This window comes from Paenibacillus contaminans, from assembly GCF_003285015.1.
Classification (GTDB): domain Bacteria; phylum Bacillota; class Bacilli; order Paenibacillales; family NBRC-103111; genus Paenibacillus_V; species Paenibacillus_V contaminans.
Window position 1 is genome coordinate 351,163 of the sequence record NZ_QMFB01000001.1, and the last position, 12,241, is coordinate 363,403.

General features: G+C 49.6%; 13 protein-coding genes. 8 read left to right on the forward strand and 5 right to left on the reverse strand.

Features of this window, described 5'->3' with window-relative positions; genetic code table 11:
- The first annotated feature begins 11 nt into the window (after positions 1 to 11).
- The 4 genes from DQG23_RS01665 (at position 12) to DQG23_RS01680 (ending at position 3,233) form a co-directional block, all read left to right on the forward strand.
- Positions 12 to 1,220, forward strand: a complete 1,209-nt coding sequence (locus DQG23_RS01665; RefSeq protein WP_113029045.1) for a ZIP family metal transporter — start codon at positions 12 to 14, stop codon at positions 1,218 to 1,220.
- 42 nt (positions 1,221 to 1,262) lie between these two features.
- Complete coding sequence (tatA, locus tag DQG23_RS01670) at positions 1,263 to 1,454, forward strand: twin-arginine translocase TatA/TatE family subunit (RefSeq protein ID WP_113029046.1); 192 nt, start codon at positions 1,263 to 1,265, stop codon at positions 1,452 to 1,454.
- A 281-nt stretch (positions 1,455 to 1,735) separates the two neighbouring features.
- Entirely contained in the window at positions 1,736 to 2,056 is a 321-nt protein-coding gene (locus tag DQG23_RS01675; RefSeq protein ID WP_113029047.1) for an ArsR/SmtB family transcription factor, read from the forward strand.
- A 175-nt stretch (positions 2,057 to 2,231) separates the two neighbouring features.
- Complete coding sequence (locus DQG23_RS01680; protein ID WP_113029048.1) at positions 2,232 to 3,233, forward strand: NADP-dependent oxidoreductase; 1,002 nt, start codon at positions 2,232 to 2,234, stop codon at positions 3,231 to 3,233.
- 119 nt (positions 3,234 to 3,352) lie between these two features.
- Here DQG23_RS01680 and DQG23_RS01685 read toward each other — a convergent pair whose 3' ends face one another.
- Together DQG23_RS01685 and DQG23_RS01690 are read right to left on the reverse strand one after the other, a co-directional pair.
- Positions 3,353 to 3,622: a CD3324 family protein gene (locus tag DQG23_RS01685; protein WP_113029049.1), complete on the reverse strand. Its 270-nt coding sequence runs from the start codon at positions 3,620 to 3,622 to the stop codon at positions 3,353 to 3,355.
- A 10-nt stretch (positions 3,623 to 3,632) separates the two neighbouring features.
- Positions 3,633 to 4,598 (reverse strand): hypothetical protein, encoded by a 966-nt coding sequence (locus DQG23_RS01690; protein WP_113029050.1) that lies wholly within the window; start codon positions 4,596 to 4,598, stop codon positions 3,633 to 3,635.
- Positions 4,599 to 4,842: 244 nt separating this feature from the next.
- Between DQG23_RS01690 and DQG23_RS42030 the strand changes: the two genes are divergently transcribed.
- A complete protein-coding gene (locus DQG23_RS42030; protein ID WP_158560246.1) occupies positions 4,843 to 4,986 on the forward strand; it encodes a hypothetical protein in 144 nt (47 codons plus the stop codon).
- Here the strand turns inward: DQG23_RS42030 and DQG23_RS01695 are convergent.
- Entirely contained in the window at positions 4,981 to 5,685 is a 705-nt protein-coding gene (locus DQG23_RS01695) for a TioE family transcriptional regulator (RefSeq protein WP_113029051.1), read from the reverse strand. The genes DQG23_RS42030 and DQG23_RS01695 overlap by 6 nt on opposite strands.
- A 163-nt stretch (positions 5,686 to 5,848) precedes the next feature.
- A complete protein-coding gene (locus DQG23_RS01700; RefSeq protein WP_238177736.1) occupies positions 5,849 to 6,673 on the reverse strand; it encodes an SPL family radical SAM protein in 825 nt (274 codons plus the stop codon).
- A 262-nt stretch (positions 6,674 to 6,935) separates the two neighbouring features.
- On the opposite strand from DQG23_RS01700, the gene DQG23_RS01705 reads away from it, so the two are divergent.
- The 3 genes from DQG23_RS01705 to DQG23_RS01715 all read left to right on the forward strand — a co-directional run bounded on the left by DQG23_RS01705 (position 6,936) and on the right by DQG23_RS01715 (position 11,022).
- The gene (locus tag DQG23_RS01705) at positions 6,936 to 7,973 is read left to right on the forward strand and encodes an alpha/beta hydrolase family protein (protein ID WP_420330191.1); all 1,038 of its coding nucleotides are present in this window, start codon (positions 6,936 to 6,938) and stop codon (positions 7,971 to 7,973) included.
- A gap of 119 nt (positions 7,974 to 8,092) precedes the next feature.
- Positions 8,093 to 9,910, forward strand: a complete 1,818-nt coding sequence (locus DQG23_RS01710) for an RNA polymerase sigma factor (RefSeq protein ID WP_113029054.1) — start codon at positions 8,093 to 8,095, stop codon at positions 9,908 to 9,910.
- Positions 9,907 to 11,022: an extracellular solute-binding protein gene (locus tag DQG23_RS01715; protein ID WP_113029055.1), complete on the forward strand. Its 1,116-nt coding sequence runs from the start codon at positions 9,907 to 9,909 to the stop codon at positions 11,020 to 11,022. Before DQG23_RS01710 ends, DQG23_RS01715 begins: the two co-directional genes overlap by 4 nt.
- 278 nt (positions 11,023 to 11,300) lie before the next feature.
- On the opposite strand, the gene DQG23_RS01720 is transcribed toward DQG23_RS01715, so the two are convergent.
- On the reverse strand, positions 11,301 to 12,164 hold the full coding sequence (locus DQG23_RS01720; RefSeq protein ID WP_113029056.1) for an AraC family transcriptional regulator: 864 nt from the start codon (positions 12,162 to 12,164) through the stop codon (positions 11,301 to 11,303).
- Between the last annotated feature and the right edge of the window lie 77 nt (positions 12,165 to 12,241).

Here is a 12,241-nt window from a genome sequence, read left to right on the forward strand (position 1 = left end):
AGGGCGTGGCAATGAGTCAGCTTCAAACCAATATCAGTCAAACGCCCGGCAGCGCCAAAAAAAGCAACCTGCTGCTGTGGGGCGGATTGCCGGTCGTCCTTCTGATCGCCATGATCGCAGCCATTATGACGCTCGGAACAGGAGTCGATGAAGCTTCGCCGGTACCGATCGAAAATATGGACGTGGAGAAGATGGTTTTGACGAACGAAGGCATTACTTTGAAAGTTCTGAATTCCGGCCCGGAAGCGTTAACCATTGCACAGGTGATGGTGGACGATGCTTACTGGAATTTCCAAATGAATCCAAGTGCGACGATTCCGCGAATGGGGCGGGCTACGATAACGATTCCGTATCCGTGGGTGGAAGGCGATGCGCATGAAATACGCATGATTTCGTCAAACAGCACGATATTCGATCAAGGAATCGATGTCGCGTTCAAAACGCCTGAAATGAACGGGGAACGAATAGGCAAATACGCATTGATCGGCATTTATGTAGGTGTCATTCCGATAGCGCTCGGACTGTTATGGTTCCCGTTTATTCGTCGTTTCTCGATGCGCGGCATGCATGCGGTTCTTGCTTTTACAGCAGGCCTGCTTCTCTATCTGATCGTGGATACGTTTGAGGAAGGTTTGGAGTTTGCGGCGAAAGCGCCCTCCATCTTTCAAGGTACGGGCTTGGTCTGGTTTGGCGCCTTGCTTAGCCTCCTGTTCTTGACTGCCGTCGATCAGGCGAGCGACCGCAAAGCTCGTGGTCAAGACGGGGAAGGAAAATCGCTTGCCTTCAAGCTGGCGACGGGGATCGGGCTGCATAATTTTGGCGAAGGATTGGCGATCGGCACTGCTTTTGCCGTAGGGGAAGCGGCTCTTGGAACGTTCCTGATTATTGGATTTACCTTGCATAATATGACGGAAGGGATCGGTATCGCGGCTCCGTTAACCAAAGCCAAGCCGACATGGCGAACGTTTGCCGTTCTCGCAATAATCGGAGGCGCTCCAGCCATACTGGGTGTATGGTCGGGAGGATTGATTTTGAACAATTCGCTGGCGGCTTTGTTTTTCGGAATCGGTACCGGTGCGATTGCACAAGTTGTATATGTCATTGCGAAAATGATTATGAAAGAATCCGCTAAGCATGCATATCCTTTATTGTCTTGGAGAAATTTTGCAAGCGTTTGTCTCGGCATCGCGGTTATGTATGCTACCGCTTTGCTTGTATAGACGGTTGACGTCGAAAGGCGTTTAGGAGAGGAGTGGAGGAAGATGCCTTTTGGTATCGGTGCAACGGGGTTTGCCCTAATCATTCTAATCGCGCTGCTTCTGTTCGGACCATCCAAGCTGCCGCAATTGGGCAGGGCGATCGGAACGACGATTCGAGAATTCAAAGCAGGAAACAAAGAACGGGAAGGTGCCGAAGACTTGCCCCTGAAGAAGGATGACGACTCCCGCCAGTAGTCGTAGCCTTTTGTCTTGCATACCTCACTATACAGCGGTTCATTTGCGAATGAGAGCCTCCATCCTACTTTACAAAGTGGGGTGGAGGTTTGGAGTTTTTCCCGAATAACAATTGCGTTTCCCGTGTTTGCTTTCGTAACCAGTAACTAAGTCTTCAGTACTCCCATAGCTTTAGAGTTGATCTCGGACTTATTTGTATTTTTTGCATGCTTGATTCTTGAAACAAGCTGGATATAATTAAGTTTAAGTATTTAAACGAATAAACGGAAGGGGCGGCGCATATGAGTCAGCAAACCGAGCATATTCTGCAACAATTTAAAGCATGTATTCCTTTACTGGATGTGCTGACTGATGAAAACCGTCAAGCCATTATTTTGCTGTTGGCACAGCATAAATCCGGCCTTAATGTTAACACTATAGCGGACCAAATCAATTTGTCCAGGCCGGCCATTTCCCATCATTTGAAGGTTTTGAGGCAGTCCGGCTTTGTTAATTTTGAAAAAAAGAGCGTAGAAAATTATTATGTGCTTACTGTCCGCGAACCGCTTGAACAACTCAAGGCTTTGATTGGGGCTATTGAAGCCCAGTGTACCAAATCTTGACCAAGCATTCGAAAAGTTATTTTGGACTATAAGTTTATGTGTTTAAACGAATAATCATTGCGAATTCCGAATGCGGATTGGGACTCGGCGTTCTCTATCAGTAGGAGTGTTTTTAGGAAACTTTTTCGCCTATATGTTTATGTGTTTAAACGAATAATCAAATGGAGTGATAAAAATGAAGGCTATGATCATTGAGAAATACGGAAAAAATGTTTCCTTGCTTATGACGGAAAGACCAATGCCCGACATCGGAGAGCATGATGTGCTTGTGGAAATTTACGCAGCCAGCTTAAATCCTATCGACTTTAAAATAAAAGAGGGTAAAGTAAAGCTTCTGCTTAATTATAAGATGCCTTTAATATTAGGAAATGATTTTTCCGGAGTTGTAGTTAAGGTTGGCAGCCGGGTGAACGCATTTAATCCCGGAGATGAAGTTTACGGAAGGCCTCGCAAAGGCAGGATCGGGACATTAGCCGAATATATCGCTGTTCATGAGGAAGATATTTCTCTAAAGCCGCGGAACCTAAACTTTGAAGAAGCGGCATCGATACCATTGGTCGGACTCACCACTTACCAAGCCTTTTCCGATATTTTAAAGCTTCAAAAAGGCCAAAAAATTTTGATTCACGCAGGATCGGGCGGCGTAGGCACCTTCGCGATTCAACTGGCTAAATTGATGGGAGCTTATGTTGCGACTACTGCAAGCGATAAAGGTTACGATTTGGTCAAATCTCTGGGCGCCGATCTAATTATTAATTATAAAAAAGAGAATTTTGAAGAAAAGCTTACAGATTATGATGCGGTGTACGATACTTTAGGAGGTCAAGTTTTGGAAAAGTCATTCCAGGTTCTAAAACCAAATGGAAAAATAGTATCCATCTCCGGCATGCCAAACGCAAAATTCGGAAAAGAAGCAAACTTGGGGTGGTTGAAGACGGCCATTTTATCTATCGTTAGCCGTAAAATCACAGCTCTTGAGAAGAAATACCGCTCGAGCTATCATTTCCTATTTATGAAACCAAGCGGAGAGCAATTAAAGGCAATAAAAGATTTTATTGAAGAAGGTCGCATTAAACCCGTCATTGATAAGATATTCAAATTCGAAGATGCGGGGCTAGCGCTCCGGTATCTGGAAAGCGGAAGTGCCAAAGGAAAGGTAGTCGTTAAAATAAAGTAGTGGAGCCTGTGGCCCATTTGATTGCCAAAAAAGAACTACGACGTATGAAGCTCAATGTATAGCGGGGAGTTCACACTGGAGATGATGAAAAAGGGGGCAACCCGCCCCCTTTTTCGTGATCATTTGCTCAGATCGTCATAGATGATCGCTTCAATTCGTTCGACGCTCAAGTAAAACAACTCCGTCAGTTTTATCATATTAACGCCGCTTTTGTACATTCGCACGATTTCGGCATTCCGTTCCTGTAAATCCTCCCGAATACCTGTACTGGAGCCCCAAGCTTTTCGGTCCGATCGAGGGATATAAAGATGCTGACCTTGAACATATTTTTGGATTTCTTGAACAAGGGCTTCGGGCAATACTTTATTGGCATTCACATATTTGGTCATATTCGGCCGCCTAAATGGATCTCGTCAATCGTACCGTCATCGGCGATATAGATTGAGGGTTCTGAAATTGGAAGCCTTGCGCGAGCAATTCGACGAATGCATCGAAATCCCGGGACGAAACCTGCGAGCTGGCAGACACAACTTGTAATTGCTTCATGGAGGCGATAACAACCCGGATGAATCTGCCTTTCTCCTGTCGAGAAAGCGGCACGCTGCTGCGAAAATGAAACCCGACGTTCCACGCACCTAACCCGTTTACCACATGGCCGTCCGGCTGAATATCTCGGAAGGCTGCGACGCGGTAATAAGAAATGCCTGCAATCTCGCGCTCTTGTCCGCTGCGCATGATTAAAATGACATGCTCCGGCGTTTTGTCCGGAAAACCGGATTGAAACACAGCCGCCAGCTCGTCCTCGCGATCCTCGATCAAGCTTCGGAGTATATCGGATAATTCCATATCTTCGGCCGGCGCAATTCCTTCGGTATCAAGCTGCCCGGGCATCGTCCACGACTCGACGTCAAGCTGGATATGCGCATGAAAATAAGGATTTGAAACGAAACCGAACCGTTCCCAGAACGTGATCGAGCTGTTCCGGATTTGTCCGGGAACCAGTGCCACGAACTTGTGAACCGCCGAACCCCCGTTCTCTCGAACTGCATTGACGCAGCACTCAACCAATTCGGGTATACACGCTTCGTACCCTTCCTCCATTCCTGCCGTTACATAACCATTTTTGTACTTCCCCGATAAATTCACGCATATGAACGCTTTGATGCTATCATCCTGTACCGCTACAAAACCTTTCGCTGAAGGCCGCGGCTCCGAGTTTGCAAAAAGCATTCGTTCAAGAAATGCGGAATCTTCCGAATATTGAGTATGCAGTCCGATTTCCTTGTGAAACCGTTTGACGGTTTTTTCCAGTAACGAGCCGATCAATGAAAAATCGTCATCCGGCCTTACTTCGCGAACGATCATCCTATTCAACTCCTTTGATAAAGGTTGATTACACTTCTACTTTACCTTTGGAAAATACATGCAACAACCTTGAGAATTTTTGAGAAAAACGATAGCGGCTTCTCTCGGCGATGTTGTCGCAGGTTCAGAAAAGATTTACAGATGATACACGATGGGCTTGTTTTTCTTACTGTTGGAGGAATATGGAATAGGTTGGAGAATTAGTAGTTCATGAAAATCATTTAGCGGAGGGGATAAAGTTGGCGTGTACATTCATGGATTAAAAGGAACGGAACGTAATTGGAATCGAAATAGCATGTCGCAAAAATATGTATCCTTCCTGCATCGCGGACCGATCGATCAGTTTTTTACGACTTACGAGAAAGTGAATGCGATCAGCTCTTCATAGTAGCTCCAATTCTTTGCAAAGCTCGACCAGCTGATGAATGCCGCGGAACTGATGGCGATTGCGCTCATAAATGCTGAGGATGGCATCTTCCGTCACTTTTTTCGCATGCTCGATGCTTTGGTTTTCCACCGCATGTAAGATTTCCTTCATATTGCTCAAAAAATAGACGGTGCTTCGCAAGGTGCGGATGAGCAAAATTTTACGTATATGAATCTGTGTAAACAGCCGGTAGCCATTCTCCGGATCCCGTGCAGGCGTGAGCAAGCCTTCCTTCTCCCAATGGCGGATGGCCGAAGTCGTAACCCCTGTAAATGCGGCGACTTCGCCGATCGTCATATGGCTTTTCGTCTTTTTATTCGTAACCGTGGGCAGGTCGAGATTTTGCAGCAAGTCAAGCGTTTGGCTCGCGGCGTTTTTATCCTGTTGAAGGATGGCTTGCTGCTTGTTTACGAGCCAGAACGCGGCATCTGTATTCGCGTTTTGAATATGCCGCAGAACGTCGCAGGTGAGCCCCACGCCAAACCCGGGAGACATGGCGCGCAGACAGCGGAAATAGGCCAAATGCAGCTTCGTGTACAGTCGATACCCATTGGCGGCACGGGAGGGTGCGGGGACCACGCCCCATGATTCGTAATGACGCAAAGCGCTGGTACTGATCTGAAGCTCTCTGGCGATTTCGATCGGCTTGTAATAACGCACCTGATGACCTTCCCCCTTGCTAACGTAACGGTCGAAAACTCACTATATCAAACGCGTCATCAGCTGGCAATAGTTAGGATGATGCAGGATAAACAGTTCGAACCGATAAAAGAAGGGGGGCTCATTCCGCTTGTCTGGACGAAAATATGCATAGTGCATAATGTTACGGTTCGAAGCCCTGCTGGCTGATATAAATCCGATCTTCGGGAAAAACCTTCTTCAACCGCTCGTACACCATACGATAAGCGGAAGGATGGTACCAAGCTTCCAGGCCGAGCTGAGCGTACAGCGATCGGATGTCTAAATTTTTTGTTCGCCTGCCGCCGCTGCCGTCACCCATAAAATAATCGTCAACGCATACGCGATCGACAAGCGGTCTTAACGTTTCTGCAAACGTTTCGCTGCTCGGCAGCATGGGGGCAATCGTGGCCTGTGCGGGAATGCCGGCAGAAGCCAAAGCCTGAAGCGTCTTTAATCTTGCCGGAATTGGCGGGGCGTAAGGCGAAAAATGTTTCCGGATGTGCTCCAGATCGGTTTCCACCGTCATACTAACCCGAACGTTATTTCCGAAGCGCGATAATAGATCGATGTCACGCTTGACGAGCGGGCTGCGGGTCTGCACAAGCAGAAAATCGGGAGGATCGTCCGCCATAACCTCCAGCAGCGATCGGGTAATTTGTTCTTTATGCTCGATAGGCTGATAGGGGTCGGTGCTGGACGACATAAAAATGGTGACGGAGCCTTTGCTTTTGGCTCTTTGCAGCTCCTTGCGGAGAATCGCCGCCGACTCCTTTTTAATATCCACCCAGGTGCCCCATTCCGCTCCGCGAAAGGTCGAAACGGGCATTTGACGGACGTAACAGTATGAACAGCCGAATGTACATCCCGTATAAGGATTCAGCGAATGACTGTAGCCGGCGAGAAAGCCGGTTCCTTTATTTAGAAGTGTTTTCGGCGTCTTGTACAAATACTGGACCGGATTTGGCACGGAACCGGTGCGCGCTGCGCTTGCTTTCGCCTTCTCGGCAACAGCTTCAGCGTTCGGATCATGATTATCCGTCAAGCTTCCTCTCCTCCTTTTTTTGAAGCAAATGGATACGTCTACAATCATTATAACCGCATGAACCGACAATTGTACGATTATACGAATGTATTAGCAAGATTACAAATAGTAGGTTACGATGAAAAACAAAAAGCTCGTCATCGTGTAATGGAAGCGGTTTACCGAACAAGCGAGTTAAAAGGAGAATATGACATTGTGGCATCCCGATAAGTATTTGGAGCAAATGTACCGCAATACATTGCCGAAGTATCAGTTTCAGGCGAAGAATGAATTGGAATGGCGGCAATGGAGAGACGGGCTGCGAGAACAATTCATAGCCGATTTGGGCGGATTTCCAGACAAACCGGCTCCGCTCGACGTTAAGGTGATCGAGGAGTCGGCATGTGACGGATTCGTCCGTCAACGCTTCGAAATGACGACATACAGCGGCCTCGTTATGCCGGCATACATACTCGTTCCCTCCGGGAGCGAGGAACATGCCCCAAATAGACGCCCCGCCGTCGTGGCTTGTCATGGACACGGCTACGGCAGCAAAGAAATCGTCGGGCTTGAACCGGACGGAGTGACGGCATCGATACAGCCGGGCTACCAGAAAAACTTCGCCGTCGAGCTTGTCAGACGCGGATTTATCGTTATCGTTCCGGAGCTCTTAGGCTTCGGCGATCGAAGGCAAAAAGCGGAGTTTGAGCAGCAAGCCGTTCATTCCTGCCATTCCGTTTCGACGTTCCTGCTGCAGATGGGTCATACGATGTCCGGACACCGTGTGTACGAGACGATGCGTGCGATCGACTGCTTGCAGGAGCGGCCGGACGTTGATCCGAATCGGATCGGCATAATGGGCATATCGGGAGGCGGACTCGTGGCCTCTTTCACAGCAGCGCTCGACGATCGCGTTCGGGCGGCAGTGGTCAGCGGGTATGTGAACACGTTTAAGGATAGTATTCTTTCGATCCATCATTGTATCGATAATTATATTCCGGGCTTGAACCGGCATGCCGAAATGCCGGACATCGTCAGTTTGATCGCACCGAGACCGCTCCTGATCGAAGCGGGAAGGGACGATACGATATTTCCGGTTGCGGCCGTCATCGGCGCTTATGAACGCATACGCGAAGCGTATCGGCTGCTCGGTGCGGAGATAGCGCTCGAGCTTGATATATTCGACGGCGACCATCAAATAAGCGGCAAGAAGGCTTATGATTTGCTCGCGCAATGGCTTGCATGATTGTGAGAACTCGTAAGTTTTATCATGCGAAAAAAAAATTCATTGCAGATAAAAAACTGTTCAAATCGGTTGCTTCGCCGGCATCTATCTAGATAGGTCGAGTACGCGAGGAGGCAAAAATGGGTGTAGAAGCGGGAAATATACGTACCGGTTTGACGGAAACGAATGCTTCCGCAACCGTCGACCGGGATAAAGCGCTGGTTGAACGCGCGCAGCAAGGAGACACCGAAGCGTTTGGCGAGCTGATCGAGCGGTATCGCGGCAAGGCGCACGGCTGGGTGGAAAAAATGACCGGCGATCCTTTTATGGCCGACGATGTTGTGCAGGACGCGCTGATTCGCGCTTTCTTGCATTTGGGTTCGCTGACCGACACGAGCCGGTTTCTTCCATGGCTGCATCGTATCGTCCGCAACCAAGCGAATATGAGGCTGCGCCGCGGCGGCGTTCACCGCAAGGAGCGGCCATTCGCTTCATTGGGAGCCGCTGCGGATCCGGATAGCTCGAGGGTCGATTGGGAGGATTTGGACAGCATCCTTTATCATCTTTCCCGAACGGCGTCGGACGCGGCGTCGAGGGAGCATGATCCGGCGGAGCATCTGCTCCGCAAGGAGCTGTACGAGACGATCCATGCGCTGCTGCATTGTCTGAACAAAAAAGAACGGGGCATCTTCAAAGCGTATTTTTTTCATCAGCTAAGCCCTGACGAGATCGCCGCCATGTATCGGATGCCAACCGGTTCGATTTACACGTATATTCACCGCTCCCGGCAAAAGCTCCGCAAGGAGCATATTCGCGTCGCTCTCGGCCTAGTACGGGATAAGAAAGAGGGAAGCGGAATGAAGTTGTCCAAGCTGCTTCGGCTGCCGGACGGGAACGGTCATGGGCATGCTTTAGGCGTACTCACGCTCGCAGACAGCCTTTGGCGCATCCTGGCCATACTCGGCGACCGAAGAGATATGGCGGAGCTGACGGGTCTATCGACCATTGCTTTCCGCATGAAGATCTCGGATAAAACGACGTTCGCCGACGGCATCTATGTGTTCGATTGGAGAGCGGCCATTCCGGAGATGTTTCAGGAGCTCGGCTGCGAAGTTTCGCTGCTATGCGGCCAGCTGGCGAATTCGCCTGTGCCGCTGCTTGGGGCCGTGGAGCGATTTCCCGTCGTCCTGCCGATTGAAGAGGCGGTGATTCCGTTCATACGCAAGCATATCGATGCAGGCAGGCCCGTCTTGTATTTCGATACGCAGGTTTCCAGGCCGTATGTGCATGAATGGGCCGTCATCTGCGGCTACGACGATGAGAAACGCGTCGTACATCTAACCGATCCGATGCTGCCGGAAGGCAAGGTGCTTACGTATGACGATGTGGCCGACAATCCGGTTCGCTTCCTTGCCGGTATCGGCCGCAAGCCGGAATCTGCTGCCGGGGGATTCTCCATGCCGGCAGCAACGAAAAAAGCGCGCGAGCAAGCGCGCAGGTCGATTCGATTCGCGGTCGACTATGCCAGAAACGGGTGCGGCTACGTACCGCGAACGTCCTACTTGGGGTATACGTCCGGACTTGCGGCTTACGACCGCTGGATCGGCCATCTGCGCAGCTCCCATATTAGCCCCAACCGGTACGGTATGGGACAATTATCGGTTTATTATGCAGAGACCAAACGTTATGCTGCCTTATATTTGCGGGGCGTTCCTATCGAAGGAGAGGCGATGCGGATGACGCTGCTCGCGTCGGAGGCGTATGAGCATGCAGCCGAAGCGATGGAGGAGATGAGCGGCCTGGTGCCATTTATCCGGTCGTCGGCGGTTCTGACGCCGGAATTGCGCGAGGCTTGCACCGTCCAGTTAGGCAAAGCCAAAGCGTTCGAAAGCGCGGCAATTGAATATTTGGAAAAAAGCATCGCCTTATTGGCGGAGGAAGAGGGAAGCGGACGATGATCCAATTGAGATTCATGACCGAATTCGAGCAGCTGCAGAAAGTGACGGAAGCGAAAGCATCCTTCGAGAAAGAGCATCCCGGCGTGAGTATCGTAATCGAGCAGTCCGCCGATCATTTCGAATCGCTGAAGGCGTACGAGTCGGACGATGCACCGGATATGATCGAATCGGGCGGCTGGGCGCTCTTTAACCGGAAGGGCATGTTCGTTGATTTGAATCCTTACGTTGCAGGAATCGAAGGCCTTGAAGAAGATTTGTATCAAGGGCTTATGCGCGTTGCGCGGCACAATGGCACGCTGCCTGGATTGCCCGTCGACGTCAGCGTACCGCTCATCATTTATAAGAAGGAAATGTTCGACCGCGCAGGTTTGGCTTATCCGACGGAAGACTGGACATGGGACGAATTCATCGAGCTGGGCAAAAAACTGACGATCCGGAACGAACGGGGTGTGGCCACTCAGTTTGGCTTCGGCATCGGCGTCGACATCGAGTGGTTTGAGCCTATTGTCTTTCGCAACGGAGGCGCCTATTTGGCTCCGGACGGCTCGACGGCAAGGGGATATGTCGATAGTGCGCCAACCGTGGAGGCGTTTCGCAAAATTGTCGACGCCCACCGCATTCATGGGATCATCCGGAAGCCGGACGAGCCGTCGGAGGCGGGCGAGCTGCACCAAGGCTTCGCCATGATTTTCGGCTTCATGTGGTTCGCCGGCGGCATCATCCATCATAAGGTCGACGATTTATTCGGCGTCGTAGGCTTGCCGCATATGCCGGGTAATAGGCTGTCGAACATGATCTACATGGGCGCAGCAGGCGTTACCTCGAAATCGCGGCACCCCGAGCTTGCATGGGAGTTCGTCCGGCATTATGTTTTGAAATGCCACTCTTGGCCGCTTCCGCTTACGCATTCCCAGGCCGAGGAACGCGGGCTGACCGAGCATCGCATATGGTCGCGCTACATGCAGGAGCTGGATCATGTACAGGCAAGCGGTTATTATTTGAGCGAGAAATGGAATTCCTCCCGCCAGCTCATCAACGAGGACATCAACCGGATGATCCTGGAAGGTGCCGACGTAGGTCAAACCATGCGCTCGTGGACGAGGTTCGCGTAATCGTCAACGATTCTTGAAATCATCCGGCAAAGCTAAGGCTTCCGAAGCAGTTTTTCTCCAGATAAGAAACATATTGTTCGTTCCGTGTCGGACGACAAGAACATAGCCCGATTCAAACCCGCATAACTTGCGGGTTTTTGATCTTATAGGGTCAAGTTCTTGTCGCGGACGAGCGCCAAGAACTTGACCCTTTTGCCGAAGTGAAGTGGCGTCACTCAACTAACGGGCAGCATAGTTTATTTACGCACTGCTTTTTTGGAGTACTTATTAAACAGAAATCACCTTCGCCACTGCGAAGGTGACAGACCCATATACTTTTTGAATACAGTGGCAAAATGCTGACTAGTCTTATAACCTAAATCCATTGCAACTGTTGTGACGCTGATTTCTTTCTGAAGGAGTATCTGACTGGCATGTTCAATTCGTAGCCGATCCATATAATTAGCAGGTGACTGTCCATACATAAGGTGAAACAATCGATAGAAATGGGATTCACTTACGCCGATTTGATTAGCCAGGTCTTTATTAGTCCATCTCTTTTCTGGCGCTGCCCGAACGGTTTCGATCAAAGTAAACATAGCCTTTTGGAGATCAAGTGGGATTTGACGGTTAGAGGATGGGTTCAGCATTTGCAAAATGATATCGAGTACATAATGACGAATTCGGCAGGAGGCGAGTGGCTCGTAATGCTCAATGATGTTTCTTAGCTTGGTGAAGTGTTCACGAACACGGATATCCACAGGTATGATTCTCGGTAACTTTTGTAGTTGGTTATGAATCTCCAAACGCTCTTCATCTGGTAAGTTTAGCCAGCCGACATGCTCTGAGGGATCTAATAGTATCATCCACCAAATTCTGCAGGGTTCGATGAAATTAAGACGTGCACGATGCCATTCTCCAGGTCGGGTGTGAAAGATCTGTCCGGTGTGGGAAGTAATTAATTGACCGTCTACCTCCCATGTGACTTTTCCGCTGTCCACGAATACATACTCGTACGATCGTTCATGCTTGTGAATGACGAGGGGAGAAGCTTCTTGAAAGCGGTCATATCCCAACATTATTAATTCAGGCAAATGGGCAAGCTGATTTGACTCTGAAAACTCATACACCCATCGTGATGTTTCCGTCTGTATTTTTCCCATAGTCACGGTCCTTTTTGTTTCTAATGATCTCCTATGTTTCTAATCCTATTTGATAGGCTTTGGGAAGTCAATGCTCA